Source organism: Mucilaginibacter sp. (genome assembly GCF_965201005.1).
Taxonomy (GTDB): domain Bacteria; phylum Bacteroidota; class Bacteroidia; order Sphingobacteriales; family Sphingobacteriaceae; genus Mucilaginibacter_A.
Genome location: NZ_OZ241747.1, coordinates 2,961,336 through 2,987,397, shown reverse-complemented (window position 1 = coordinate 2,987,397; position 26,062 = coordinate 2,961,336). Strand labels below are relative to the sequence as shown.

The following is a 26,062-nucleotide window of genomic DNA, read 5'->3' as shown; positions in this document are numbered from 1 at the left end:
TTAATTGTAACTACGCCGGTAATTTGCCGTAAGGAAATTAGCATAATGCGCTTGTTTTTAAGTATTTAATTTACCGGAATTTATATATGAAGATATTTTACAGCCGTTACTATTTAAAAATCATCAGCTCGCTCGTTTTAATTTTATGGGGAAGTGTTTCCTGTTTTGCGGCAACTTATTATGTATCAGATAGTCAGGGTGATGATAGCCGCACACCGGAGCAGGCGCAAAACATGGCCACGCCTTGGAAAACACTGGCCAAATTGAATGCCATGAGCGCACAATTGCAGGCTGGCGATCACATTTTGTTTAAAAAAGCTGAAGTTTTTGCGGGAAGCTTAATTATTACCGCTTCGGGTACGGCCGGAAACCCGATTGTTTTTGGTTCTTATGGCGATGGGACTTTGCCCGAAATAACCGGTTTTGTAACGATAACCAATTGGAAACAAGTAGGAAATAATATATGGGAAGCTGCCGTTCCAGGAGGTTTATCTTACCTGAACAATGTTGTTTTAAACGGCGCAGCAAAGGCTATCGGCCGCTATCCAAACGCAAATGCCGCTAATCAGGGTTATTTAACTTATGATAGTTTTAATGGGAACACATCGATTACCAATAGTAAACTGGCCGGACAAAACTGGACAGGCGGACAAATTATCATGCGTAAAACCCGCTGGATTATTGATCGGAACGAAATTACTTCCCAGGCCGGTACTACGCTTAATTACACATCGCCTACCGGATATGGCGGAGCAAAAGGTTATGGTTATTTTATCCAGAATCATCCGGCCACGCTGGATAGCGAAGGCGAATGGTACTATAATCCGTCGGCAAAAAGCCTGCGCATTTACTCAAATTCAGATCCGAACAAAAGCCAGGTTAGGGCAGGTATTATCGAAACGCTGGTACAAATAGCCGGTCAGAGCAACTTGTCTTTTGAAGGTTTGCGTTTCACCGGTGCCTTGTCTGCCGCAATGGGAATCAGTGCGGCACAAAAGATCCTTATCAGCAATTGCGAGCTGCTGTTTTCTGGCAAAAACGCCATTGATGCAACGGGCACAAACGGATTAACGGTTGCAAATACCATAATTAACCATACGGCCAACAATGCCATCAGTGTAAATGGCGGCAATGGTACTACGCTAAACAATAATCAGCTTAAAAATACGGGTACAACTGCTGGTATGGGCGATAACGGCGACGGAACTTACGAAGCGATTGCTATAAACGGAGACAATAACCAGGTTTTGGGCAATGTGATCGATAGTACAGGTTACGTACCGCTTAGCTTCAGCGGAAACAATGTGATTGTAAAAAATAACCTGATCAGTAATTTCGCTTTGACCAAAGATGATGGCGGTGGAATTTACACCTGGAACAACGGCTCAAATGCGCCGCAAAATTCCGGTCGTGTGGTTTCGGGCAATGTGGTGCTGAACGGCACAGGCGCACCGGCAGGTACAGACAATATCAGCAAAGCTTATGCCCACGGGATTTATATAGATGACAATGCGGGACAGGTAGAAATTTCGGGAAATACGGTTGCCAACTGTGCTACTTACGGAATGTATATACACAATGCGCATGATCTGGTTATTAAACAAAATACCTTGTACAACAATGCGGTCACGCAATTAGTGATGGAACACGATAATGTGGCAGCAGATAAACCAATTTACAACTGCAACGTAACGGGCAATATTTTGGTGGCCAAACAAGTTTCGCAGTTGGCCGCCGAATATAAAACGAAAGATAATGACATTGCAAATTTTGGCACGTTTGATCAAAACTATTATTATCGGCCGCTGGACAATGATCTGGTAATTGGTGTTTTGCAGCAGGTGAATGGTGTTTACAGTTACCGTAACCTGAATGTGGCCAGTTGGAAATTATTGTATGGAAAAGATGTGAATGCGTTTGTATCTACGCATAAAATTCCGGATTATCGTGTTAGTGCAGTTACGGGCAGCAACCAATACGCCAATGGCACGTTCGACAGCAATATCGGTGGTTTATATGCGTACGCTTCGGCCAATAATTGCAGCACCAGTTGGAGCAGCGGTAATTTGGACGGGGGTGCCTTAAAAGTATCTTTTTCATCGGTAACAAACAGCAGCAATTATGGCTCGGTGATTATTGGGTGCGGCGGCGTAACTTCCGGCAAAAGTTATCGCTTAAAATTTAGTATGCTGGGCACAAATACGGGCAAGGCACTCACTGCTTATTTGCGGCAAAGTACCGGTAATTATGCTGATCTTTCTTCCCGCATCGCCACTACCATCAGCAGCGGGCGGGCAGAAAAAGAATTTGTGTTTACCGCTACCGCTACAGAAAGCAACGCCAGTATTGTGTTTGATGTGCCCGAACAAACCACTGCTTTGTACTTAGATAATATTCGGCTGGAACAGGTTACGGCCACTGCAACCAATCCGGATCAGTACATGAGCTTCTTTTACAATACAAATTCTTCGGCACAAACTTTCAAAGTTGGTGGGCAAAGTTATGATGCTGCCGGTAATAGTTATATCAGCAGCCTCAAACTTGATCCTTATTCGTCGGCAATATTGGTCGCGGATACGGCAGCAACAAACACCACCGGTAAAGTTGCTGCCGATAACTGTTCATCTACCGGAACGATTTTACGCGAACAATGGGACAACGTAGGCGGAACCAGTATTGCTGATATTCCACTTCAGCGAAAACCCAGTTCTGCCAGCCAGCTTACTGCTTTTGAAGGTCCGAAAGATGCCGCCGATAATTATGGTTCGCGCATTCGCGGATACATTTGTGCGCCACAAACCGGCAGTTATACGTTTTGGCTGGCTACGGATGATGCCGGCGAATTGTGGCTTTCTACCGATGATAACCCGGACAACAAAGTACGGATTGCTTATGTAAATGGCTGGACGAACTACCAGGAGTTTGGCAAATATCCAACGCAGAAATCAACCCCGATAATCTTACAGGCCGGTAAAAAATATTATGTAGAAGCCTTGCAAAAAGAAGGCGGCGGCGGTGATAATTTATCGGTACAATGGCAACTGCCGGACGCTACGATGGAAACCCCGATTGCAGGAAACCATCTTTCGCCTTATGCAGATACCACTGCAGCAAAAATTGTAACTTCTGATGTCAAGGGTTCCGGTTCGGTTACACGGGAACAGTGGGACAACACAAGCGGAAATACAATTGCCGATATTCCGCTTCAAAAAAAGCCTGATTCAATCACGCAGCTTATTGCTTTTGAAGGGCCAAAAGATGTGGCCGATAACTATGGATCACGTGTTCGCGGGTATATTTTTGCGCCGCAAACCGGCAGTTATACTTTTTGGCTGGCTGCGGATGATGCAGGCGAATTATGGCTATCTACCGATGATCAGCCGGCCAATAAAACCCGCATTGCTTACATAGATAGCTGGGCCGGTTTTCGCGAGTTTAGTAAATATCCAACCCAAAAATCTACCCAAATAATATTACAGGCTGGTAAAAAATATTATATAGAAGCCTTGCAAAAAGAAGGCGGCGGCGGCGATAACTTATCGGTACAATGGCAAATGCCCGATGGTTTTATGGAAACCCCGATTGCAGGTATTCATCTGTCGCCTTATATTTCAGCTGCTGCAGATCAAACCGTTACTTTTGCCGCGATCAGACCAAAAACGGTTGGCGATGCACCTTTTGCTTTAACAGCAAGCACTTCATCGGGTTTGGATGTCAGCTTTAAGGTGGCTTCCGGACCGGCAACAATTTCCGATAATACACTAACAGTTACGGCGGAAGGTACAGTTGTGGTTGAAGCTTCGCAAGGCGGTGATGCTTCTTTTAATGCGGCAAAAACAGTGTCACAAAGTTTCGCAGTTGCACCAGCTTCCACAACCTGCTCGGCAACCGGAACGATTTTGAGGGAAGAGTGGCGCAACGTTGCCGGCAACAATATTTCAGATTTCGCTTTTCAAACAACGCCAACTTCAACCAGCCAGTTGAGCACTTTTGAAGGGCCGGCAAACCAGGGCGAAAATTATGCCTCGCGCATCCGGGGTTACTTGTGTGCGCCGCAAACCGGCAATTATGTTTTTTGGCTGGCAGGCGATGATGCGGCTGAGTTATATCTTTCTTCGGATGACAATCCGGCCAGCAAAGTACGGATTGCCAATTTACTGAGCTGGACAAATTTCCGGGAATGGACTAAATTCGGCTCCCAGCAATCCGTGGCGATCAATTTGCTGGCCGGTAAAAAATACTACATTGAAGCCATCCAGAAACAAGGTGGCGGCGGCGATAATTTATCGGTGCAATGGCAGCTTCCGGGCGGCACAATTGAAAGTCCGCTGCCTGGCAAATATTTATCGCCTTACAACACTTCACAAGCAACTAATTTGTTTTTAAACACTTCAAGCTTAAATTCTACTGCAATTACCTCCGCAGAAACCGGCCTTGAAACCGTTAAAACCGGTCTGTTTATCTACCCAAACCCGGCTGCAGAACAGAGCACAGTAGAATTTGCAGTGCCGGAAGCCGGGCAAACAAGCGTTGTAATGTACAATACCAAAGGCCAGTTGATGCGTAAAATGTTTAACGGTGCAACAGCTGCAAATACCAAAATCAATTTTGCGCTGAATGTTGGGAACCTGCAAAACGGTGTTTATCTGATCTATCTTACGAGCGGTAAAAATGTGTTCACCAAAAAACTGATTGTAATGAAATAGCTTCTTTTACAGGTAAAATTTCAGACAAAAATAACTAATGGCAGTGAAAATCAATTTGGGTTTTCACCGCTTTTTTTGAAAATCTGATTGGCGGTCCATCGACCCAAATAGTGCAAAAAACAGGTGATAAAAGAAGCATTTAATGCAACTTTAAAACGCTGTAAACTGTAAAAGTAACCCAGGCAGGCGTTCTGCAAAACTACGCCAGGCGCGCAGTAAGGATGAAAAACGAGATGGAAGCATATTTTACCAGTCCGATTTTAGGGCAGATTTTTGGCACCGTAACCCGGCAGCGGCAGGATAGTTACCGCTTTATCGGGAAAAATGTATTGGTAAATATTGAATTAAGAAGATTGGAAGCCGGCTGGATTTGCGAACAGGACCAATGGCTGCACAATTCGCAGGTGGAGGAAATTGGCAAACAGATTGATGAAGCAGAGCATTTAAACCCGGTCAATTGATTGAAAGCAGCATAAAAACAAACGCTGTATTTATGCAGGTAAAAACAGTATTGTAATTTACTTGCAGATATTTTTGACCATCACATCCAGGTTGTTGGCCTCTGTGGATAAATAACGGCGTATATCGTCCAAATCCCGGCCGGAAGTAAAACCTTCCTCCAGCAGCGAAACCAAACCCAGGATATTGGCAACAGATTTATTAAAATCCCGGCCGATAATGCTTCTTATCTGCTCTTTTGAAATCAATTCTTCAACAAAATGATGCTGATGTTTTTTTGTTGGTGTTGGTTTTATCAAAAATTCCATGATTCAAACAGTAAAATAAAAGTTTACAATAAATTAAGAACCAAATTTTATCAACCGAAAAACTTTCTAATTGATTTACCAAGTTAAAACTTTCTTTTGATAATAGTTCTTTTGTGAAAAACTTAAAACATTTGTGGAAAACTTTATTTTAAGTTAAAGTTATTGTAGTGGTGATAATACCGTGCGCCGACATCAAAAAATTGTCCGGTTTAACAAAATAAGTCAGCACATTTTCCGGAGAGACAGTTAAACAAATCAGGCTTCCAAGTTTATCACTTAAAAGCCTGATTATCAAGGTGGAGAATATCGGAGTCGAACCGATGACCTCTTGCATGCCATGCAAGCGCTCTAGCCAGCTGAGCTAATCCCCCGTGCTGGCGCAAAACTAATAAAAAGTTTATCGTGCACAAATTTTATGTGCTAAAAACAGCATGGGCTTTTTACAGGTTCTTGATCTTTATGTTGAAAATCGTAAGCTTGTTTACTGCGGAAAATATGCTACACCTCATCAGCTTAAATGCTTCTTTTATGGCATGTTTTTCTACATAAACAGTGCTCGTATTTCAAAAAAGCAGGTGTTTTAAGTTTGTTGTTTTTTGGGATTGATATTTGACCAATACGGTTATCAACTTAAAAAACCGATTATGAACCCTGTTGTACAAGATCAAAATTTTGATGCTGAAGTTGCAGTCCACTTTTGCCCAATCCCGGAAGTTGAACGTTGCAGCAGTTGCCGTGCCGAACTGCCGCCGGAAAGCCAGCAAAGGCGCACCAGTTTTGGCCTTTGTTTGTGCGATGATTGCCTGTATTCGTAACTCCGTCATAAAGCGGCGTTTGCTTAATGCTTCTTTTAGCGGTAATTTTGTGCCGGATTTTGATAGCCGGACATGCACTTCTTATTAAATAATTATCGGTTGACAGTTGTGCTTGCGGCTGTTTTTTTGCTGAATGCCTGCGGCGGCGGCAACCGTAGCAACACGCCGCCTGCCAGCCCGACTTCGGTAAGTTACGGAGGCAATTATACCGCTGCCCAAAACCTGACCGAGGATTTTGAGCAGGGACAAAAAAAAGCTTACGCTGCCGGAAATGTTAATTTTAAAACCGGAGCCTGGCTATTGCAGGACGCACTTGTCGGCAGTAGCGCGACAGATTATAAAACCGGGAAACAGGCTGTCAGGATCAGAAATTCAGGTAAATTATCCATGCTTTTTGATGTAAACGGTGCCGCCACAGTTACCTTAAAACATGCCGCTTATGCAGAAGACGGGCCTTCGGTATGGGCATTATTTGTGGCTGCTAATGGCAATGCTGATTTTGTTCAAACCGGTCCTGAAATCAGCAGCAGCAACCATCGTTTACAAACGGTTACCTTCAATATCAATAAAAGCGGCCGGTTAAGGTTTGAAATCCGCAAGCTTTCGGGTGGTAAAAACCGCATCAACCTGGATGATTTTACCATTACCGGCACGCAGGATGTGCAAAGCGGCGGCAATGTTGCCGTTAGCACTGGCGATACGATCATCAACCCAAAGCCGGCAGTTGGTACAGATTCTGTTGTTGCAAATGATAATGATAATTTGCTTTGCGGCAACCCAAGCGGTGCCACGGCAGATGAATCTAACTATAACAATTACCTCATCAATCAGCAATATTATGCAGAAAGTTACAGCAAAGACAGGTGCGGGCCAAACTGGGTTTGCTGGCACTTGGGCAGTACAGATTTGGGTTCTGCAAATCGGTTGAACAATTTTCGGGCAGATACAAAACTGCCGATGGGCTGGTACGAAGCGCAGGATTACAGCTACAAAAACTCTGGTTTTGATAAGGGCCACAACTGTCCGTCGGGAGACCGAACAAATTCCGCGGAGGCAAACGGGGCTACTTTTTTGATGGACAACATTGTTCCGCAGGCACCTTTAAATAATCAGCGCACCTGGGAACATCTGGAAAGTTTTTGTAGAGCACAAGTACAGGCCGGCAACGAGGTTTATGTGATGATGGGCAGTTACGGCACTGGCGGCACCGGTTCAAAAGGTTATGCAGAAACCATCGATCAGGGCAGGATCAATGTGCCGGCGCGCATTTGGAAAGTGGTGGCGATCATCCCCAACGGAAATGATGATTTAAACCGTATCAACAGCAGTGCCACTATAATTGCCATTGATACGCCAAACGACAACAGTATTAACCCAAACTGGCAGCAATACGTATGCACCGTGCGCGATATTGAAAAAAACACCGGCTATAACTTGTTTTCGAGACTGCCGGTAAAAGTGCAGGACGTTATCGAAACAACACGTTATATCGGTACACCAAAAACAAAGCGGTATTAGGGCGATACTGTTTTTATCACCATAAATTTAGTGTGATAAAAACAGTATGAAAAGCTAATATTTTTAGGAAAATGAGTACATTTACAAACAAATTTTTTATTACAAATCTACTTCTGAAAAATTTCAGTTTACAAGTTATGACATTTAAAACAAGCCGTTGCCTGACCATAATTTTTTCTATGCTGATTTTACTTGGGCTGAATGCCTGTGTAAAAAAGAAAAAGCATTCTGATATGGGCAAAATCCTTAGCTTAAAATACAAAAACCCGGTTTTTAACCAGATGGACCCGGAGGAATTTTCGACCGTGTTCCAAGAAATGCTGATTGAAAAAAAAACATTGATGGCCAATCCGAAACTGATTTCCGCGTATTATGAACAACAAGATTTTGAACCCGTTTTTACATTGAAACATCTGCCGAAAGATGAAATCCAACTGGCAGAAGCATATTACCTGAAAGCCGGAGAACATGGTTTGGACCCGAAAATGTTCCAGGCGGCAGAGGTGGAAGCACTGCTCCAAAAAATAGCCGATAAAAACAGCATCAAAACAAAAACCGATGCTTACCAAACCATTGCCGAACTGGAGATCGTTACGGCAAATTCACTTATCAATTACAGTAATGCCCTGCAATTTGGGGTGATCAATCCGAAGAAAATTTACGCCCGGTATTTTACGGAAACCAAGCGGCCGGACAGCCTGTCCATGACGCATGTTCTGGAAGTTGCGGATATTAAATCATTTTTAGACAGCATTCAGCCTAAAAGTACGCAATATCTTGCTTTACAAAAAGCTTTGGCAAACGGGGAACTGGCACCGGGCAGAACGAAGGAAGAAACAGAACGCATTTTAAAAGTAAACCTGGAACGGCTGCGCTGGAAAAACAAACCCACCGAAGAACGCTATGTGATGGTAAACATCCCGAATTTTGGATTGAAGGTAATGGATCATGATTCGGTGCTTTTAAGTATGAAAGTATGTGTGGGAGAGGGCCGCAACAAAGCCGATACGGCCAAAGAACTGTCGGCTTACACTGATGCCGAAAAAGTGCGCGATGTGCCTTTCAGCCGGGAAACACCACAATTAAACAGCGAAATAAATAGCGTGCAGGTGAACCCGATCTGGAATATTCCGCAAAGCATTGCTTCCAACGAAATTATGGTGCAGGCTGCCGCCGATCCGTATTACCTGTCCAACAAAAATATTGACGTTTACGAGAAAGGTAAAAAAATAGAAAACCCGGAAACAATCAACTGGTCGGCCGAATCAAAAACAAGCGGAAAATACTCCTTTAAACAGCAATCCGGCGTTGGTAATGCACTGGGCAAGATCAAGTTTTTATTCCCTAATAAAAGCAGTGTTTATTTGCACGATACACCGGCAAAAGCTGCGTTCGGCCACTCTATGCGCGCGGTGAGCCATGGCTGTGTGCGTTTGGAACGTCCTTTAGAACTGGCGCACGTTTTATTTGGTGATGGCAGCCAGTACGAACAGATTGAGAAAGACATGCAAGATAGCTTACCGAAAGCAAGAAATCTTTCTTTGCCGCAAAAAGTACCGGTTTATATTACTTACGTTACGTGCTGGGCGGAAAACGGCCGTTTGATTTTTCGGCCGGATGTTTATGGTTTAGATACGGTTTTGTACACACATATCCAAAAAATGCTGTCGTAAAAACAGTATGGTTTATAAAATTACAGGTTTAGGATCAGTAAAATCAGCTTTTGGGAACAGGTAATTAGCCGCAAAGTCAGGGTTTAAATACTTGGATTCATAACGATTATCGCCACCGCTGATAAACAGCACGGTTTTATCTTTGAGCATATTGATAATCTGCGGAGCAAGTTCCGGCGAAACGGCCGGACAGCCAAAGCTTCTGCCCAAACGCCCTGTACTGCTGATCACTTCCTGGCTTACATAACCGGCCGCATGAATAACAATGTCCCGGGCGCGCGCATTGGAGTTGTAGTTGGCATCCATTCCGTCCAAACGCAGCGAGCGGCCGTGTTTGCCGTTGTAAATTTCTCCCGTAAGGTAAAAACCTAAGCTGCTTTGGTGCGAATCGTCTGTGTTGGAAAACTGGCAGGCCATATCTTCACCACTGCCCTGGCCGTGCGCCACCCAAGTGTTCAACAACAAACTGGCGTTTTGTAAGTCAATGATCCACAGGCGTTTGGTGCAGCTGGATCGATTAAAATCCACAATAGTCAAAATTGATCTGTCCTGATTCAGTTGTTTGGAGAGCTTCAAATTGTAATAACCGGTAACCGCTTTGGCAAAAACATCGGCATTTAAACCGGCAGCGTATAAGTTGGCGGTTTCGTAAATGTTGCTGAGGTAAGCCGAATACAAATCTGCAGCTGGTGATAATATGTTGCTGCTTTTAACAGGTAAAATTTGGTTTTTGGGTTGAAAACCGCTAAGCAGCGTAGTCGGATCGGAACTGATAATGGTAACAGAAAGTGCAACAGAAAGCAAAACTGATTTTTTAAAAAAATTTTTGTTCATGTATTTCTTCGGTTTGAACATTACTGTACGTAAAAAACGGCCGCCGGGTTGTTGTTTAAACAATCCTGCCGTTACAAATGCAGTAACCCTGATCTAAACTTTTGTGTTTTTTGGAGATATACGCAGGGTTTTGGTTTTTATTGTGTGTTTTAGATAATTTTTTTGCCTGGAAGAAAATATCCCCAAAAATCAAAAATACTGAAACCGGTTTAATTTCAACAGAAAACCGCAATGCTTTTTTTATCGGTATAAATTTTGAAAATCCGATTGGTTGACCCTAATTTGCATTGTACAAAAAATCAAAAAATATCAAAATGGGATTTGATCAATATCATGAGCCAGCCAGCGAGCTGCCGGAAAAAACCAGGACTTTTGCACGTATGATTGCTTCGTTATCCGAAGAAGCCGAAGCCATCAACTGGTACGAACAGCGCATTGCCGTTGAAAAAGACGATCAGGCGAAAGCCATTATGCAAAATGCACAGAAAGAAGAATTTAAACATTTTGGGATGGACCTGGAATTTTTGCTCCGCCAAAAACCTGATTGGCGCGCTACGGTGCAGGCCATTTTGTTTCAGGCAGGCGATATCGTTAAATTAGGTGAAAAAGGCGAAGACGCTGCCGAATAAAATCGGGATTCACCTAAAAAACCAGATCGTAAAAATGATCTGGTTTTTTAGCCGATAAAAGAAGCATGCTTTTTTTATCGGCTAATTTTTGTTAAACTCCGAAGTCGTATGAAACTCAATCTCCGGGAAATCGCGTTTGGCTAAACCGATCATGTAATTATGATAGCAACACACAAAATAGGGAAAATTTATTTTGAAAAAGATTTTATGATCCTAACTATTGATGGCAATGAACTTAACATACCTTTAGACAAGTTATCGGGTAAACTGCAAGCCGCAACTGATGTAGAAAGGGCGATGTACAAAATTTCTCCTTCAGGTTATGGGATACATTGGCCTTTAATTGACGAAGACCTTTCTATTAATGGTATCCTTAGGGATTTTGCGAAATAGCTCTTTTGCTGAGCAAATGGTATTGCTAATATTGAGCTAAAGGTTATGGCAATTCTATCAAGTAAATACAAATCCCAACCAGTAGGGGTCAGTAAGATTTAAAACATCTTTTTATTTTCCCGTGCTATAGATCATACCATACATTGTAATCATATCCCAGTATTTAACCTTATCCATTCTTTTAGTGATATTTACTTCATTCATTAAATAAGCTGACGTTAGGTAAACGTGATAATGTTTAAATAATCGAGATTGAATTTTATGCGTTTGTTCCGCAATAGTATCTTTTGGCTCATTATACTTATCTGACAATTGTGTTAATAATCTATCTAATTGTTTTACATATGGATCGTCAACGGCTTTAAAAGTAGTATCATCTGTTTCAACCAAAGCTAACTTCTGTGCCATAGTTATTTGGTCTAAATTATTTACAGCTTCGTTAGTTGCGGCAAGTGGTTCTGATGTAGTGGAATAATGCTTGCCAATTGAAATAAAGAACCATATAAAAAGAACTAATGATAAAAAAAAGATTGTAACAATCTTTTTAAAGCTTGTTTTTTTAGCTTGTTTTTCCATCTTATTATTTTTCTTGCTTTTACGAAACGGTTTGTAATAGGTTATATGAAGCCTATACAAGTAGTTGTAAAAAGTAAGATTAGATATGTGGAAAAACTTTTCTACTGGTTAGGATTTGCAATTCCGTCCTTTAGGCTAAGGGTTTCAAGTCTTAATAACCCATACTCCTTTTATCGCCTAATTTTTGGTAAACTCCGAAGTCGTATGAAACTCAATTTCCGGGAAATCGCGTTTGGCCAGGTTGATCATGTAATCGTTATCGGCCAGGAAAACGGTATTTCCGTCTTTATCCGTGCCGATCTGGTGTTGCTTGCGGTACATCATCTCTTCCATTTTCTTTTTATCCGTGGAAGTTAACCAGCTGGAACGTTTAAAAGTAAGCGGCCGGAAATGGCATTTTGCACCATATTCGTGCTCCAACCGGAAGCTGATGACTTCAAACTGCAGCTCGCCCACGGTTCCAACAATTTTGCGGTTTCCGGGCTGCTGCGTAAACAATTGCGCCACGCCTTCTTCGGTTAATTGCTGGATGCCTTTTTCCAGTTGCTTGGTTTTCATTGGGTCAGCGTTTTCCACTTCCTTAAAAATCTCCGGCGAAAAACTCGGGATGCCTTTAAATTGCAGCATTTCGCCTTCCGTTAAAGTGTCACCAATTTTAAAGTTTCCGCTATCGTACAAACCAACCACATCGCCCGGCCATGCTTCTTCTACCAGGCTTTTTTCGTTGGCCATAAAATCCATCGGGTTGCTAAACTTTAGTTTTTTGCCTAAGCGCGTATGATAATAAAATTTGTTCCGCTCAAATTTTCCGGAACATATCCGCAAAAAAGCAATCCTGTCGCGGTGGTTTGGATCCAAGTTGGCGTGGATTTTAAATACAAAACCGGTAAAAGGTTTTTCGGTGGCCAAAACTTCGCGCTCTATCGCTTCGCGGCTTTTCGGACTTGGGGCGATGTTGATAAATGTATCCAGCAATTCGCGGATGCCAAAATTATTAACCGCGCTGCCAAAGAAAACTGGAGCCAATAATCCGTCTAAATAAAGTTCTTCGTCCAGCTTCCCGTAAACGCCGTTAATCAGTTCCAAATCATCTTTTAATCCGTTTATTTCTTTGGGTTGAAGAAATTCTGTTAACGATTCATCATCCAAATTTTCAGCCTGAATAATCGGTTTGGTTACTTTAGATTTATCCGGCTGAAACAAATTCAACTGTTTTTCATAAATATTATAAACGCCTTTAAAAGTATAACCTTGACCAATCGGCCAGGAAAGCGGGCACAAACTCAGTCTTAGTTTTTTCTCGATCTCGTCTAGCAAATCAAAAGCGTCTTTTCCTTCGCGGTCCATTTTATTGATGAAAATGATCACCGGCGTGTTGCGCATCCGGCACACGCCCATCAGTTTTTCGGTTTGCTCTTCAACGCCTTTTACGCTGTCGACCACTAAAATCACGCTGTCCACTGCCGAAAGTGTGCGGTAAGTATCTTCTGCAAAATCTTTGTGGCCGGGCGTATCTAAAATATTGATGCGCTTGTCTTTATATTCAAACCCCATCACCGAAGTGGCCACCGAAATGCCGCGCTGCTTCTCAATCTCCATAAAATCCGAAGTATTGCTTTGGCTGGCTTTGTTCCGTTTGATGGTTCCGGCCGTGTTAATCGCACCGCCAAAAAGTAAAAATTTTTCGGTCAATGTGGTTTTACCGGCATCGGGGTGACTGATAATGGCAAAAGTTTTTCTTTTTTCTATTTCGGGATAATCCATATATGTTACTGCTGCATCCAATCGGCAAAACAGTTTTCGGGTTGATTTTTATAAAACAAGCGGAACCTTAACAGCAACAGCTGCCAAAAAGCAAAGATAAATAATTTCAGGCACTGAAAAATTTCATTGGCTTTACAAAATTTAGGTGCTAAAAGAAGCATTTGCAACTTGCTGTCCTTCAAAATTGCGGTTAAACATTTTTCAAAATTTGCTGTTCTAAAAATCAAGAACTGTTCAACAAAAATCAAAAAATATACTTCTTTCGTTTTTGCAGTTGCAGGGTTAGTTTACAAAAACAGTTTTGATCAGCTAAAAACAGTATCCCAACTATCCTGGATTGATTTTTAATTGCTGGTTTAAAAAGAATAAAAACAACATGAATAAAAAGGTTCTGATTTTTGACGACGACGAAGATATACTGGCCATTTGCACCTATATTTTAGAAGAACAAGGCTGGCAGGTAAGTACCTTTTCAAATTGTAACAGCATCATCGAAAAAGTAGAAAGCATTATGCCGGCAGTAATTTTGATGGACAACTGGATCCCGGATTCTGGCGGTATTGTGGCTACACAAGCTATCAAACAGCAGCCCAAACTAAAACACATCCCGGTAATCTATTTTTCTGCAAACAATGATATCCGGTCTTTGGCACAACAAGCCGGGGCCGATTCTTTTTTAGCAAAACCATTTGATCTGGAAGAGTTAGAAAACGTTGTTAACCATAGTTTTGTACAAAACCCTACCTTACATTAATATAAACTATTTCAGGCATGTCTCTAAAACCTTTAAACAGATTTTGGCCAACCACCGGTTTGGCCGTTGTGGCCGGTATGCGTACTATGGCACCGTTATCTGCATTAAGCAGTTACCTTTCTAAAGCACCGCTGCCTATGCTGACCGGTTTCCCGTTTGGTTTTCTGCAAAAAAAATATGTGGCCATTGGCTTAAAAGCATTGACCCTTGCAGAAATGGCAGGTGATAAAAGCCCGGATGCACCCGCAAGGATTGTAAAAACAGGCTTGATTGCGCGCGCGGTAAGCGGTGCGGTAGTTGGCGCGGCCATTTACAAATCCAGAAACGGAAATGCCATCGGCGGCGCGGTTTTGGGCGCAACCGTTGCCATAGCGGCCACTTACGGTTCTTATTTACTGCGGAAAAAATTAGTGGCCAGCTCTAACGTAAACGACCCGACATTTGGTGCTTTAGAGGATATAATTGCTTTGCAAAGTGCTTCTTTTATGCTATAAAATTCAGGCTTTATTTAGCTTGATTTTGTGCCGATGGAAAAGTGTTGAACAAGCGTCATCTTAGGTTTTAATTTCAGCCTGAAACTATCCTGATTTGTATATTTAAGTATGCAAACAACCGATATTTTTGATGGGATAAAAGAAGCATTTTTGCCCGAAAGCGATTACAAGCCCTATAAATTATGGATGCCAAAACGGGTGGTGATTACCCCAGACGCATTAAAAGAATCTTACGGACAGGAGCTTTACGAACGGATTACCGGCCACGGTTTGCATGTAGAAATTATGAAAAACAACCGCATCACGGGTTTGCGTGGTGCCACCGAGCGCGAAACATATAAAATCGCCAAAAATACATTAGCTATTGTAAATGCGCCACCAAGTACTTTTAATTTAAGGCCGATCCCGCCCTCTGCCGACTGGCAGTTTCACCTGGCAGAGGGCTGCCCGGCGCATTGTCAGTATTGTTATCTGGCAGGTAGTTTATCAGGCCCGCCGGCAATCCGGGTTTTTGCCAATCTGCCTTCAATTTTAAATAATCTGCATCGTTTTGAACGCCTTAATCAGCACACCACTTTTGAGGCCAGTTGTTATACAGACCCGTTAAGTCTGGAGCATCTGACTGGTGGCTTGGAAAAAACCATCAAGTTTTTTGGTGAAAAAGAAAATAGCTATTTACGTTTTGTTACAAAATTTGATGCGATACAACCATTGCTGAATATTCCGCACAATGGTCATACGCGTTTTCGCATCAGTTTAAATGCCGAACCGGTTGCCAAACGTTTGGAAGGCGGTACGGCCTCTGTTCCGGCCAGGATTAAAGCTTTACGCAAATTAGCACAACCAAAAGAAGCAGGTGGCGGGAATTATCCGATTGGAATTGTGCTGGCACCAATTATGCCGATACCGGATTGGAAAGAACATTACACCAGTTTATTTGACCAACTTTCGGCCAACTTGGATTTTAATTGTGATCTGACTTTTGAGCTGATCAGTCATCGTTTTACACCCGGTTCTAAAGATGTTTTGATGGAATGGTACCCAAACACCAGCCTGGAGATGGACGAAGCCTCCCGCGCAACCAAAACCAATAAATTCGGCGGCACAAAATACGTTTATACCAAAGAGGTGATGAAGGAATTGAAAACCTTTTTTGAACAGCAGATCGCTATGCGTTTTCCGCAGGCTTCAATACTTTACTGGACGTAAGTTGCTCCCGCAGTTCGCGGCGGGTTGCTGTACCGGCTTTTTTAAGGTAAGGAATGAAACACAGTACACCAATAACACCTGCAATTCCTTCCGCAGAAACAATGAGCGGAGCACCAAAGTAATGCGCCATAAAACCAACAACCAAACTGCCGATCGGTGCCATGCCTTGAAAAGCCATCACATAATAACTAATCACGCGGCCGCGCATGTTTTCGTCCACATGCGTTTGAATGTAGGTATTGGAGGCGGCAATCTGCGACATCATGCCAAATTCAGCAGCCATGATAAAACATAAAGCCAGCGGAAAAATACTGGTAACAGAAAATAAAAACAAGCTGACGGCAAATTGTGCGCAACCATATCCGAGCACTTTTAACAGACTTTTGCCTGGTTTTAAAGTTGCCATATAAACTGCCCCGCCCAACGCGCCCAAACCGGATACTGCGTTTAGCCAGCTAAAAGTGGTCACATTTCCGTGGAAAACATCCGTAGCAAAAACCGGCAGCAAAGTAGTGTAAGGCATCACAAAAAAACTGGTGCAGGCCATCAGTAAAATAACCGACCGCAAACCCGCATGATGCTGCAAGTAGCTGTACCCTTCGCGCAAACCCTGCCAAATATCCTGTTTAACAACCAGTATGGTTTGCGGTGCAATTTTCATCAGCATTAAAGAGGCAATTACAGCAATAAAGCTTAAAAAATTGGCAGCAAAGCATATTCCTTCGCCAAAATTGCTCAAAATAAAACCTGCTGCAACCGGCCCAAGCAACCTGGCCAAAGTAACCATTGATGAATTTAGGGCGATGGCGTTTGGCAAATCCTTTTTATCGTCAATTAGTTGGATCATCAATGATTGCCGCGCCGGCGTGTCAAAAGCATTGATGATCCCCAAAACCACGCTCAAACCAATAATCAGCGCGATATTATAATGATGTGTAAGTACTACTAAAGCCAGCAACCCTGCCTGAAACATGGAAGCGATCTGTGTATAAAACAGCACTTTATACCGACTATGCCGATCGGTTAATGCGCCCCCGTAAGGTGATAACAACATAATTGGTATCTGGCCGGCGAAAACCACCAGACCCAGCATCAGTTCAGAATGTGTAAGGCGGAAAACCAGCCAGTTTACGGCCATCCGCTGCATCCAGGTGCCAATCAGGGAAACGGCCTGACCGGAAAAATATAACCTGAAATTGCGATATTTTAAAGCCCTTACGGCAGTTAAATCCATACGGAAAATGTAATGCTTCTTTTATAATCTAAAAAACCGAAAAAATCAGGGCATAACCTGTTTCTGCGCTAAATCGTTTTTCTCTTTCACAACTGGTATTTCCGGTTTTGGTTTCTGCGGAGATGCTGTTTTTACCGGCTTAATTTTGGGCCGGTTGATAATGGATTCTTTAGAAACCGGCCGTTCTTTCGGCTTCCAGATGAAACCTTTTAAAATTTTCTGATCGTCTTTCAGGCCTTCAACCGGGTACAATTGTGCATCCACTTTACTTAAAAAAGCAATTTTGCTGGGTTTATTTTCCTTCAGTTGGATACGTATCCGGCTGCTCAGCGAATGGTTCATTCTTGTGGCTTTGTCCTTGTCGTAATCAAAATACAAACTCTCCGCATTACCATCTACATAAAGCGTTTTCAATTTGTTATTGCTGAATATACCCCGGATTTTTTTGCCCGAAACCTGGTTAAAATTAGTAGAATCGCCCTGCGTGTTCACCACAAATGAATGCCGGATCAGATCCATATTATCCAGTTTTCGGTTTTTCATCTGCAAAAAAATCGTATCTGCCGTTAGCTGCGAACCTTGCGTCCAGATAATTGGTTTCCGGTAACAGCGCACCAAAGAATCGCTGTTGCTAAACGTAATCGAATCGGCCACGGCCTGCAAATCCGATTTGAAAATCTTGGCGTTGGGCCAGGCATTGATCACCCGGACGCGTGAAGTATCACTTAAAACCACCTTCCGCGAAGCATAAACCGGGTCATTTTCCAACGCTGTCCGAATGGAATCCTGTCGGGCTTTTTTCAAAGCGTTCAGAGCCGCAGTGTCCACTATGTTTTTTTTCGGAGTTTTTGGCAAGATCATTTTACCAAAAAACTCGCGGTGCCGGTAAGTCGTATCTTTATAATCCCGCAAATTCAAATCAAACGCTTCCAGATCATTTTTGCCTTTTATTTTTGGTTTTGGGCGAGGTTTTCCGCGGAGGGAACTATCCACCAAACCGGCCAGCCGAAACTGTTCCTGCCTGATCCTGTGCGCTTTAAATGTAGTGATGTACGTATCCAAAGTATCACCCGATAAGTAAGTAGAATCGCGGCGCACAATTATCGTATCTTTCCGTAAAACCGGAAGCGGTTTTTCCGCCAGTTTTTGAGATGGGGATTTTGCGGGCGATGCTGTTTTTACCATACTTTTTTGGGTGGGTGCCGGTGCTGTTTTTAAATCGGTTTTCTTTTTGACTGCATACTTTTCAGGATGATAGAGGGAATCTTTGTTGACAGAATCGCGCTGCTCGGTCACTAAAATCACGTAAGCATTTTTGGTGGCCACCACGCGATCTTTACTTTTAGTGTAGTTGGCCAGATCGCTGTACAAAGTTGTGCGCTGTTCTTTATCTTCAAAAACAACATGGTTTGCGGCGCGGCCCAACCCGGCAATGTCATCAAAAAACAGGGTATCGCCCACCATCGTTTTAGAACCCTGCTGATAACGATTATTTTTGGTGCCTAAAGCCTGCCTGTTGTTGGTGTTGTACGTGCCAAATTCGGTGTAAAGCGTGTCGGTTTTCTGGTAAATGTGCGTCGGCCCGTAAAAATAAGCAATTTTAGAGTTGGAGTTATAGCGCATCGTGTCTGATTTTACGATAGCTTCTTTTCCCGTCAAAACCACGTTGTACCGAAAGTAAGCATCGCGCGAAAAACCAAAATAATAACCGTTTTTGCTTGTTAAATTGTTTTCATTTTGGGTGAGTTTGCCGCCATCGGTATAAGTTCCGTAACGTGTTAACGTGTTGTAATTGAGATGATCAGTTGTCAAAACGGCATCTTTATCCACCAAGCGTACATTGTTGGTGAGGATGGCGATGTGCGTATTTCCGTTGTAATTCAGCAGATCTGAATACACATTCAACGTATCTGCCTGATGGATAATCACATGGCCGAACGCATCAAAAGCATTTTTCTGCGGATAAAAATAAGCACTGTCTGATTGCAGTGTTGCGTTTTCATGCTGGAAAGTGCCGTTGTAAACTTTAAAAAAATCAACGCCGTTATTTTTGGCGCCCACCGTTCTGGCGGAAGAAAGCAAGTGTACAACTGCCGGTTTTTTTTGTGCCGAAACCCGGGCGGCCAACAGCAGGAAACAAAACGTAATCCAAAATTTATGCACGTACAAAATTAATTTTTTTGGTTGGGTAATTAAATCATTTATTTTGGCCTGATGCTGCCCGTACCCCAATTTCAGGAATTCATAGCGCGCCATGCTTTGTTTAGCACACAAAAAAAGGTGCTGGCAGCGGTAAGCGGCGGCAAAGATTCTGTTTTACTGGCGCACCTGCTTAAAAGTTCGGGCTTTGATTTTGCTTTGGCACACTGCAACTTTCAGCTGCGCGGACAAGAAGCTGACCGTGATAAAACTTTTACCTCAAATTTAGCGAAACAGCTGCAGGCTCCGTTTTTTTTAACACACTTTAACACGGCAGATTATGCGGCCGAAAAACATATTTCCACCCAAATGGCCGCACGGGAATTGCGCTATAACTGGTTTGAAAAGATTTGTGCCGAAGAAAATTTCGACGTGATTGCGCTGGCCCATCACCAAAATGATGCGATAGAAACCGTATTGCTGAACTTAACGCGCGGCACCGGGATTGCCGGAATGCACGGTATTTTGCCAAAAAACGGACGTTTAGTTCGGCCGATGCTGTTTTTATCGAGGGAAAATATAGATGCCATTTGTGCCGAAGAAAAACTGGATTTTGTGGAAGACAGCTCCAACAATTCCGCCAAATATGCGCGCAATAAAATCCGTTTGGAAGTGGTGCCGAAGCTGAAAGAGATCAACCCAAAACTGGAGAAAACCTTTGCGCAAAACCTGGAACGTTTCCGGCAGTTGGAGCAATTGCTGGAACATGATTTACAGGTTTTGCGCGATGCTGTTTTTATCGGCCTAAAATCGGAATTACGCATCAGGATTTCGGATTTGCAAAAACTTCATCCGCAGCAATTATTAACCTTTGGCTTGCTGCGCGAATTTAATTTCAGCGAACAGGTTGTGGCTGATTTACTGCTTTCTTTGGAAAAGCATTCCGGCAGAATTTTTGAATCTGCATCTCACCAAATTATTTTAGATCGAACGGAAATTATAATTAAAGCGCGAGGAAAGGAGAGCGGGGAGCGGACCGATAAGTTTGAAATTAAGATTGAAGAAAATGATAATGTAATCCATTTTATAAATTATAGTTTGAAGATTTTGCAGGAAAAAAGTGCGTTAATCATCAAAAATAATCCAATGTCAATTGCTGTTGATGCTGGGAAATTAATGTTTCCGTTAACGGTCCGTAACTGGCAAACCGGCGATTTTTTTTATCCGCTGGGAATGCAAAAACGGCAAAAACTAAGCGATTTTTTTATTCACCAGAAAGTTCCGCTGCATCAGAAATTGCAAATTCCGGTGCTGGTAAACAGCAATCAGGAAATTGTGTGGATTGCTGGTTTCCGGCTGGACGACCGCTATAAAGTGCATTCCGGCACCAAAAAAGTTGTTATCTTCGAACTGTCCAACACTTAATTATGAGTACAAAACCGGCTTTTACCGAAAAGCAATATTTGGGCCGCGAGTTCATCCCGATCACCATCCGTTTGGCTTTATCGATACTTTGTTTTGCCATCTATTTTTTCACTGTGGAGCGCGAGCGCAAAGGCGATTTGCTGCTGATTGTGGGTTTCGGCATTTTGGTGATTTCTATTTTGATGGGTTTTGTTTTGCATTACCGCATCCGCGTAACCAATAAAAGTTTGCTGATTGATGGTTTGTGGACCACGCAACTCGTTAAAATCGACCTGAACAGCATCACGCATGTAGAACAGAAAGCTTACAGTCGCTATTTTTTAAACAACCCGGTTTACAATTTGCACAAAAAAGGGACGATCCGTTTTTATACCGGCGGAAAATGCGCTGTGCATTTGACAGATCGGGATGGTTTGGTTTACATCATTGGTTCGCTGCAACCAAATGAATTGGAGCGTGCGATTTTGGGTGAAATGGGGAAGTAGGGAGTAGGGAAATGATAAGTTAAAAACAGTATCTTTAATCAGAAGAAAAACCATGGATATAGAATTAAAAAATAGGATTGCAGCTAAGATTATCCAAAGTGAGGATGATGTTTTGCTTAATGAAGTGAAAGCCTTGGTTGGTTTATCAGAAACTGATTTTTGGTATGATTTACCCTCGGAATTGAAATATAATATTGATCAGGCGAAATTACAATTAGATCGTGGTGAAGGCATTGCTCATAAAGAAGTGATGCAGGATATGAAAAATCGGTTTTTAAAACAGTAATGGAAATCAACCAGATCCTTTGGTCTCCGTTATCTAAGTCGAGTTATTACAATATTCTGGTTTATCTTGAGGAAAATTGGACAATAAAGGAATTAGAAAAATTTGTAAATAGAACTGAAGAAGTACTAAATCAGATCCATGTCAATCCTTTACTTTATCCTTTTTCTAATGAAGGTAATATCCACAAATGTGTAATTACAAAACAAACAAGCTTGTATTATAGGATCAAATCAAATTCAATTGAGCTTTTAGTATTTTGGGATAACCGTCAGAATCCAAAGAAATTGCGTATATGATTACAAGTTTCAGAATTAGGCTCAATCCGGAATAGTGTTAATTTAACTATTTTTAAGTTACGGTTTCAATACTTATTTTACTTTTCCTTCACAACATCCAACTTGCATCACCTTTCAAAACTGCTATATTTGCAGCACTCCATGCGATAAAAAGTTTGGTTTATACAGAAGAGGTGAGAGATCAGGCTCTAAAACCCTCTGGCAACCCGCAAATTAACAACGCAAGGTGCCAAATCCTGCTCCGCAAGGAGAAATATAAATTACAAAATGAAAAGAGATCGATTTACTATTCTTTATTCTAAAGCTGCCAAAATCAAGCTTATTAATCAAAAATTTATACCTAAATTTTGCTGATGAAAAAGCATCCAAACAAAATCAAGCACATCAGAAATAAAAACCCATAAAGCCGATAGATTAAATGACTGTAATTGAAAGCCAAATAACACAACTGGAAAAAGAGCTTGAAAATATGCCGCTAAAAGAAGCATTGCAGCTAGTTGCAGCGCGTTTTCCGGGCGAAGTTGCTTTTTCCACTTCTTTTGGCATGGAAGACCAGGTGATTACGCATGTAATCGGGAAGAACAAAATCCCGATGAAGGTTTTTACTTTGGATACTGGCCGCATGTTTAACGAAACGTATGAAGTTTGGCAATCTACGGCGAATATTTTCGATCTCAACATTGACCCTTTTTATCCGGATGCTTTAGAAATCCAAAATTTTGTAAATGAACGTGGCATCAACAGCATGTATTTATCGGTAGATAACCGCAAAGAATGCTGCCGAATCCGCAAAATTGAGCCGTTAAAAAGAGCATTAAAAGGCGTAGCAATTTGGGTTACCGGCGTTCGTGCAGCGCAATCAGCCAATCGGCAAAATTTTAAAATGTTTGAATGGGACGAAGCTTTCCAACTCATCAAATTCAATCCGCTGCTGCATTGGAGCGATGAGGACGTGGCCGATTTTATCCATCAAAACAACACACCTTATAACAAATTGCACGATCAGGGTTTTTTAAGTATCGGCTGCGCGCCTTGTACACGTGCGGTTCAGTTTGGCGAAGATGCCCGCGCCGGAAGATGGTGGTGGGAAGATTCTAAAAAAGAATGCGGGTTGCATGAAACCAAAGTATTGGCCGATATTGTAGATCCGGAATTAACACAAGACAATCTTAAATAATGAGTATATCCAATCATTTAAAAGAACTGGAAGAAGATCCATTTATATTATGCGGGAAGTGGCCGCGCAGTTTGATAAACCGGCCTTGCTGTTTTCGGGTGGAAAAGATTCGATCACGCTGGTTCACCTGGCGCGTAAAGCTTTTTATCCGGCTAAATTTCCGTTTCCGCTGGTTCATATCGATACCGGCCACAATTTCCCGGAAACGATTGATTTTAGGGATTATTTAGCAGAAAAAGTTGGTGCGCAACTGATCGTTCATTACGTTCAGGACAGTATCAACCAGAAAAAAGCAACCGAAGAAACCGGGAAATACGCCAGTAGAAACAGTCTGCAAACCGTAACGCTTTTGGATACGATTGAAGAATTTAAGTTTGATGCCTGCATTGGCGGCGCGCGGCGCGACGAAGAAAAAGCACGTGCCAAAGAACGTATTTTTTCCGTTCGGGATGAGTTTGGTTCCTGGGAACCGAAACGCCAGCGACCAGAATTGTGGGGGCATTTAAACGGCATGATCAATTACGGCGAAAATGTGCGTTGTTTCCCGATCAGCAACTGGACGGAACTGGACGTTTGGAATTATGTCAAACAGGAAAAACTGGAGTTGCCAAGCATATATTTCACGCATCAACGCGAAGTTTTAATTCGCGACGGACAGCTTTTTCCGTATTCAGAATTTTTAAATATGGACGGCGAGGAAATTACAACACAAGATGTGCGTTTCCGCACCGTTGGCGATATGACTTGTACCGCTGCCGTTTCTTCAACCGCCGGAACTTTGGATGATATTATTGAAGAAATTAAATCTTCGAGAATATCAGAGCGGGGAGCGAGGATGGATGATAAGCGATCCGAAGCGGCGATGGAAAAACGGAAATTGGCGGGATATTTTTAAAATATTATGAGGTTATGAAGAAAAGTTATTACTGGATCGTAGGTATTTTACTGTTTCTTATTATTACTAATCCGTCTGTTAAAGCATTTAAGGATTATTTAGGTAATACAAGCTATTTGAACCTACGGAGGGAAAATAACTTTTTTGTTTTTAGTAAATATAGATTTAGAGAAAAAAGCTTTTTTGCAATAGCAGGTAATTTCTTCAATATTACATACATAAAAAAGCCTTTACCATTGCCTGTAAAAAAGCCTATTGAAAATAGTATAAGTACAACTACTGATACGTTTACTAACTATCTACCTCCACCACCGCCAAAGCGTAATATAGGAATATTATCATTGCCTTATAAATCCCGAATTTATTTAGCCTTATCTGATAATGTTCCAGGCTTTCATACTGATTATGATACGTTTAATCTTGCTACCCAAGACAAAGGCTACGTATTAGGAATATATAAAATTCTTAAAAAAAACATTAATGGTTTCAATAGATCGGAAAAAGAGTTTTTAAAACTTATAACTACACAGGGAGAACCAAAAGACGAATATGGAATTCCTATAAAATCAAAATATTAATAAATGGCTTGTCCCAAATCGTATATAGTTACCTTTTGAAGCGGGTTGGGGGATAACCTCTTAAACATAAAAAAACATCGATAAAAACAGCATCAACATAATCGATACTGTTTTTATCAGCATAAAATTAAAATGGAACTATTAAAATTTTCAACGGCCGGCAGTGTAGATGATGGCAAAAGCACGCTCATTGGCAGGTTGTTGTACGATACCGGCTCGCTGACCGAAGATCAATTGGAAGCGGTAGAAGCAGCCAGCAAACGCAAAGGCTTTGATTATCTCGACCTTTCTTTGCTGACTGATGGTTTAAGCGCCGAACGCGAGCAAGGCATCACTATCGATGTGGCGCATATTTATTTTGCGACGGCAAACCGTAAATTTATTATTGCCGATACGCCCGGCCACGTAGAATATACGCGAAATATGGTTACCGGTGCTTCGCATTCGCAATTGTCTATTATTTTGATCGATGCGCGAAAAGGTGTGATTGAGCAAACGCAACGCCACTTTTTCATCGCCAATTTATTGCAGATCCCGGAGATTGTGGTCGCGGTAAATAAAATGGATTTGGTGGGTTATCAGGAAGACAAATTTGAGGCGATAAAAACAGCATTCCTGAAATTTGCAGAGGGTTTTCCAAAGTTTAAACAGCACATTACTTTCATCCCGATTTCCTCTTTAAAAGGCGATAACGTGGTCAACGAATCTGAAAACATGCCCTGGTACGAAGGAAAATCGTTGTTGGATTATTTGGAAAACGTGGACGTAAACAGCTATGTGAACAAAAAAGATGCGCGTTTTCCGGTGCAATACGTCATCCGCCCGCATTCTGAAGAATTCCATGATTACCGCGGTTATGCTGGCCGTGTTATCAGCGGAGATTTTAAAGTTGGTGAGGAAGTTACGGTTTTGCCTTCCCGGCAAAAATCAAAAGTAAAGCAAGTCGTAACGTTTGATGGTGATTTGGAAATTGCGGAAACCAATTCGTCCGTTACTTTATTGCTGGAAGATGAGGTTGATATTACCCGTGGAAATATGCTGGTAAAAACAGCAAATCAACCGCAAATAGATAAAGAAATTACGGCAGATATTTGCTGGATGGACACGCAACCGTTGGTTCAGGGTGGAAAATATATGATCGAACACAGTCATAATTTGATTAAAGCGATTGTTCGTGAAGTGGATTATATTGTACATACGAGCACTTTAAACAAGGATACCGAAACAAAAACCATCAAGCTAAATGATATTGCACGCGTAAAAATCAAAATGGCACAGCCGCTTTTCTTTGATGCTTACGAGCAAAACCAGGCAAACGGTTCTTTTATTTTAATCAACGAACAAACAAAAAATACGGTTGCGGCTGGAATAATTGTTTGATAAGCTTTTAGCTATCGGCTTTCAGCAATCAGCAC

24 protein-coding genes, 1 tRNA gene and 1 riboswitch are annotated in these 26,062 nt (G+C 42.1%); of the genes, 18 read left to right on the top strand and 7 right to left on the bottom strand.

The annotated features are described in order from the left end of the window. The first annotated feature begins 86 nt into the window (after positions 1 to 86). The gene (locus tag ACOFKR_RS13660) at positions 87 to 4,706 is read left to right on the top strand and encodes a PA14 domain-containing protein (protein WP_419801360.1); all 4,620 of its coding nucleotides are present in this window, start codon (positions 87 to 89) and stop codon (positions 4,704 to 4,706) included. A 233-nt stretch (positions 4,707 to 4,939) separates the two neighbouring features. Continuing rightward, positions 4,940 to 5,167, top strand: a complete 228-nt coding sequence (locus tag ACOFKR_RS13655) for a hypothetical protein (RefSeq protein WP_419801359.1) — start codon at positions 4,940 to 4,942, stop codon at positions 5,165 to 5,167. Positions 5,168 to 5,224: 57 nt separating this feature from the next. Here ACOFKR_RS13655 and ACOFKR_RS13650 read toward each other — a convergent pair whose 3' ends face one another. Both ACOFKR_RS13650 and ACOFKR_RS13645 read right to left on the bottom strand, forming a co-directional pair. Next, on the bottom strand, positions 5,225 to 5,473 hold the full coding sequence (locus tag ACOFKR_RS13650) for a hypothetical protein (protein ID WP_419801358.1): 249 nt from the start codon (positions 5,471 to 5,473) through the stop codon (positions 5,225 to 5,227). A gap of 297 nt (positions 5,474 to 5,770) precedes the next feature. Further along, a tRNA-Ala gene (locus ACOFKR_RS13645) sits at positions 5,771 to 5,844 on the bottom strand. A gap of 304 nt (positions 5,845 to 6,148) precedes the next feature. On the opposite strand from ACOFKR_RS13645, the gene ACOFKR_RS13640 reads away from it, so the two are divergent. The 3 genes from ACOFKR_RS13640 (at position 6,149) to ACOFKR_RS13630 (ending at position 9,479) form a co-directional block, all read left to right on the top strand. Further along, the gene (locus tag ACOFKR_RS13640; RefSeq protein WP_419801357.1) at positions 6,149 to 6,376 is read left to right on the top strand and encodes a hypothetical protein; all 228 of its coding nucleotides are present in this window, start codon (positions 6,149 to 6,151) and stop codon (positions 6,374 to 6,376) included. 20 nt (positions 6,377 to 6,396) lie between these two features. Beyond that, on the top strand, positions 6,397 to 7,806 hold the full coding sequence (locus ACOFKR_RS13635) for a DNA/RNA non-specific endonuclease (protein ID WP_419803642.1): 1,410 nt from the start codon (positions 6,397 to 6,399) through the stop codon (positions 7,804 to 7,806). Positions 7,807 to 7,943: 137 nt separating this feature from the next. After that, positions 7,944 to 9,479 carry a L,D-transpeptidase family protein gene (locus ACOFKR_RS13630; RefSeq protein WP_419801356.1) on the top strand — a complete coding sequence of 512 codons (1,536 nt, stop codon included), beginning with the start codon at positions 7,944 to 7,946 and terminating at the stop codon, positions 9,477 to 9,479. 12 nt (positions 9,480 to 9,491) lie between these two features. Here the strand turns inward: ACOFKR_RS13630 and ACOFKR_RS13625 are convergent, their stop codons facing one another. Continuing rightward, positions 9,492 to 10,313: a murein L,D-transpeptidase catalytic domain family protein gene (locus ACOFKR_RS13625; RefSeq protein WP_419801355.1), complete on the bottom strand. Its 822-nt coding sequence runs from the start codon at positions 10,311 to 10,313 to the stop codon at positions 9,492 to 9,494. A gap of 314 nt (positions 10,314 to 10,627) precedes the next feature. On the opposite strand from ACOFKR_RS13625, the gene ACOFKR_RS13620 reads away from it, so the two are divergent. Next, on the top strand, positions 10,628 to 10,942 hold the full coding sequence (locus tag ACOFKR_RS13620) for a hypothetical protein (RefSeq protein WP_419801354.1): 315 nt from the start codon (positions 10,628 to 10,630) through the stop codon (positions 10,940 to 10,942). A 159-nt stretch (positions 10,943 to 11,101) separates the two neighbouring features. Then, positions 11,102 to 11,335: a DUF2442 domain-containing protein gene (locus ACOFKR_RS13615; RefSeq protein ID WP_419801353.1), complete on the top strand. Its 234-nt coding sequence runs from the start codon at positions 11,102 to 11,104 to the stop codon at positions 11,333 to 11,335. A gap of 111 nt (positions 11,336 to 11,446) precedes the next feature. Here the strand turns inward: ACOFKR_RS13615 and ACOFKR_RS13610 are convergent, their stop codons facing one another. Continuing rightward, positions 11,447 to 11,911, bottom strand: a complete 465-nt coding sequence (locus tag ACOFKR_RS13610) for a hypothetical protein (protein ID WP_419801352.1) — start codon at positions 11,909 to 11,911, stop codon at positions 11,447 to 11,449. Positions 11,912 to 12,088: 177 nt separating this feature from the next. After that, positions 12,089 to 13,675: a peptide chain release factor 3 gene (locus ACOFKR_RS13605; protein WP_419801351.1), complete on the bottom strand. Its 1,587-nt coding sequence runs from the start codon at positions 13,673 to 13,675 to the stop codon at positions 12,089 to 12,091. Positions 13,676 to 14,051: 376 nt separating this feature from the next. Between ACOFKR_RS13605 and ACOFKR_RS13600 the strand changes: the two genes are divergently transcribed. The 3 genes from ACOFKR_RS13600 (at position 14,052) to ACOFKR_RS13590 (ending at position 16,132) form a co-directional block, all read left to right on the top strand. Further along, positions 14,052 to 14,429 (top strand): response regulator, encoded by a 378-nt coding sequence (locus ACOFKR_RS13600; RefSeq protein WP_419801350.1) that lies wholly within the window; start codon positions 14,052 to 14,054, stop codon positions 14,427 to 14,429. Between the two features lie 17 nt (positions 14,430 to 14,446). Further along, positions 14,447 to 14,923, top strand: a complete 477-nt coding sequence (locus tag ACOFKR_RS13595; protein WP_419801349.1) for a DUF4126 family protein — start codon at positions 14,447 to 14,449, stop codon at positions 14,921 to 14,923. A 108-nt stretch (positions 14,924 to 15,031) separates the two neighbouring features. Beyond that, positions 15,032 to 16,132 carry a spore photoproduct lyase family protein gene (locus ACOFKR_RS13590; protein ID WP_419801348.1) on the top strand — a complete coding sequence of 367 codons (1,101 nt, stop codon included), beginning with the start codon at positions 15,032 to 15,034 and terminating at the stop codon, positions 16,130 to 16,132. Here ACOFKR_RS13590 and ACOFKR_RS13585 read toward each other — a convergent pair. Continuing rightward, entirely contained in the window at positions 16,092 to 17,366 is a 1,275-nt protein-coding gene (locus ACOFKR_RS13585; RefSeq protein WP_419801347.1) for an MFS transporter, read from the bottom strand. The two genes, ACOFKR_RS13590 and ACOFKR_RS13585, sit on opposite strands and share 41 nt — an antisense overlap. A gap of 45 nt (positions 17,367 to 17,411) precedes the next feature. Next, positions 17,412 to 19,622 (bottom strand): OstA-like protein, encoded by a 2,211-nt coding sequence (locus ACOFKR_RS13580; protein WP_419801346.1) that lies wholly within the window; start codon positions 19,620 to 19,622, stop codon positions 17,412 to 17,414. Here ACOFKR_RS13580 and tilS point away from each other — a divergent pair. The 8 genes from tilS to ACOFKR_RS13540 all read left to right on the top strand — a co-directional run bounded on the left by tilS (position 19,581) and on the right by ACOFKR_RS13540 (position 26,027). Continuing rightward, positions 19,581 to 20,930 (top strand): tRNA lysidine(34) synthetase TilS, encoded by a 1,350-nt coding sequence (gene tilS, locus ACOFKR_RS13575; RefSeq protein WP_419801345.1) that lies wholly within the window; start codon positions 19,581 to 19,583, stop codon positions 20,928 to 20,930. The genes ACOFKR_RS13580 and tilS overlap by 42 nt on opposite strands. Before the next feature lie 2 nt (positions 20,931 to 20,932). After that, the gene (locus ACOFKR_RS13570) at positions 20,933 to 21,415 is read left to right on the top strand and encodes a hypothetical protein (RefSeq protein ID WP_419801344.1); all 483 of its coding nucleotides are present in this window, start codon (positions 20,933 to 20,935) and stop codon (positions 21,413 to 21,415) included. 52 nt (positions 21,416 to 21,467) lie between these two features. Continuing rightward, positions 21,468 to 21,701: a hypothetical protein gene (locus ACOFKR_RS13565; RefSeq protein ID WP_419801343.1), complete on the top strand. Its 234-nt coding sequence runs from the start codon at positions 21,468 to 21,470 to the stop codon at positions 21,699 to 21,701. Next, complete coding sequence (locus ACOFKR_RS13560; RefSeq protein WP_419801342.1) at positions 21,701 to 21,997, top strand: type II toxin-antitoxin system RelE/ParE family toxin; 297 nt, start codon at positions 21,701 to 21,703, stop codon at positions 21,995 to 21,997. The genes ACOFKR_RS13565 and ACOFKR_RS13560 overlap by 1 nt, the downstream gene beginning before the upstream one ends. A 157-nt stretch (positions 21,998 to 22,154) precedes the next feature. Then, a riboswitch (SAM riboswitch) is annotated at positions 22,155 to 22,259 on the top strand. Positions 22,260 to 22,415: 156 nt separating this feature from the next. Continuing rightward, positions 22,416 to 23,174 (top strand): phosphoadenylyl-sulfate reductase, encoded by a 759-nt coding sequence (locus ACOFKR_RS13555; RefSeq protein ID WP_419801341.1) that lies wholly within the window; start codon positions 22,416 to 22,418, stop codon positions 23,172 to 23,174. 49 nt (positions 23,175 to 23,223) lie between these two features. Then, entirely contained in the window at positions 23,224 to 24,069 is an 846-nt protein-coding gene (gene cysD, locus ACOFKR_RS13550) for a sulfate adenylyltransferase subunit CysD (RefSeq protein WP_419801340.1), read from the top strand. Positions 24,070 to 24,083: 14 nt separating this feature from the next. Beyond that, positions 24,084 to 24,647: a hypothetical protein gene (locus ACOFKR_RS13545; protein WP_419801339.1), complete on the top strand. Its 564-nt coding sequence runs from the start codon at positions 24,084 to 24,086 to the stop codon at positions 24,645 to 24,647. A 132-nt stretch (positions 24,648 to 24,779) separates the two neighbouring features. After that, on the top strand, positions 24,780 to 26,027 hold the full coding sequence (locus tag ACOFKR_RS13540; protein WP_419801338.1) for a sulfate adenylyltransferase subunit 1: 1,248 nt from the start codon (positions 24,780 to 24,782) through the stop codon (positions 26,025 to 26,027). Positions 26,028 to 26,062: the final 35 nt, after the last annotated feature.

Bases quoted from the DNA above. Each gene is read 5' to 3' on its own strand.
- ACOFKR_RS13660 (WP_419801360.1), top strand. From the start codon at position 87: ATGAAGATATTTTACAGCCGTTACTATTTAAAAATCATCAGCTCGCTC.
- ACOFKR_RS13655 (WP_419801359.1), top strand. From the start codon at position 4,940: ATGGAAGCATATTTTACCAGTCCGATTTTAGGGCAGATTTTTGGCACC.
- ACOFKR_RS13650 (WP_419801358.1), bottom strand. From the start codon at position 5,473: ATGGAATTTTTGATAAAACCAACACCAACAAAAAAACATCAGCATCAT.
- ACOFKR_RS13640 (WP_419801357.1), top strand. From the start codon at position 6,149: ATGCTGAAGTTGCAGTCCACTTTTGCCCAATCCCGGAAGTTGAACGTT.
- ACOFKR_RS13630 (WP_419801356.1), top strand. From the start codon at position 7,944: ATGACATTTAAAACAAGCCGTTGCCTGACCATAATTTTTTCTATGCTG.
- ACOFKR_RS13625 (WP_419801355.1), bottom strand. From the start codon at position 10,313: ATGAACAAAAATTTTTTTAAAAAATCAGTTTTGCTTTCTGTTGCACTT.
- ACOFKR_RS13620 (WP_419801354.1), top strand. From the start codon at position 10,628: ATGGGATTTGATCAATATCATGAGCCAGCCAGCGAGCTGCCGGAAAAA.
- ACOFKR_RS13615 (WP_419801353.1), top strand. From the start codon at position 11,102: ATGATAGCAACACACAAAATAGGGAAAATTTATTTTGAAAAAGATTTT.
- ACOFKR_RS13610 (WP_419801352.1), bottom strand. From the start codon at position 11,911: ATGGAAAAACAAGCTAAAAAAACAAGCTTTAAAAAGATTGTTACAATC.
- ACOFKR_RS13605 (WP_419801351.1), bottom strand. From the start codon at position 13,675: ATGGATTATCCCGAAATAGAAAAAAGAAAAACTTTTGCCATTATCAGT.
- ACOFKR_RS13600 (WP_419801350.1), top strand. From the start codon at position 14,052: ATGAATAAAAAGGTTCTGATTTTTGACGACGACGAAGATATACTGGCC.
- ACOFKR_RS13595 (WP_419801349.1), top strand. From the start codon at position 14,447: ATGTCTCTAAAACCTTTAAACAGATTTTGGCCAACCACCGGTTTGGCC.
- ACOFKR_RS13590 (WP_419801348.1), top strand. From the start codon at position 15,032: ATGCAAACAACCGATATTTTTGATGGGATAAAAGAAGCATTTTTGCCC.
- ACOFKR_RS13585 (WP_419801347.1), bottom strand. From the start codon at position 17,366: ATGGATTTAACTGCCGTAAGGGCTTTAAAATATCGCAATTTCAGGTTA.
- tilS (WP_419801345.1), top strand. From the start codon at position 19,581: ATGCTGCCCGTACCCCAATTTCAGGAATTCATAGCGCGCCATGCTTTG.
- ACOFKR_RS13580 (WP_419801346.1), bottom strand. From the start codon at position 19,622: ATGGCGCGCTATGAATTCCTGAAATTGGGGTACGGGCAGCATCAGGCC.
- ACOFKR_RS13570 (WP_419801344.1), top strand. From the start codon at position 20,933: ATGAGTACAAAACCGGCTTTTACCGAAAAGCAATATTTGGGCCGCGAG.
- ACOFKR_RS13565 (WP_419801343.1), top strand. From the start codon at position 21,468: ATGGATATAGAATTAAAAAATAGGATTGCAGCTAAGATTATCCAAAGT.
- ACOFKR_RS13560 (WP_419801342.1), top strand. From the start codon at position 21,701: ATGGAAATCAACCAGATCCTTTGGTCTCCGTTATCTAAGTCGAGTTAT.
- ACOFKR_RS13555 (WP_419801341.1), top strand. From the start codon at position 22,416: ATGACTGTAATTGAAAGCCAAATAACACAACTGGAAAAAGAGCTTGAA.
- cysD (WP_419801340.1), top strand. From the start codon at position 23,224: ATGCGGGAAGTGGCCGCGCAGTTTGATAAACCGGCCTTGCTGTTTTCG.
- ACOFKR_RS13545 (WP_419801339.1), top strand. From the start codon at position 24,084: ATGAAGAAAAGTTATTACTGGATCGTAGGTATTTTACTGTTTCTTATT.
- ACOFKR_RS13540 (WP_419801338.1), top strand. From the start codon at position 24,780: ATGGAACTATTAAAATTTTCAACGGCCGGCAGTGTAGATGATGGCAAA.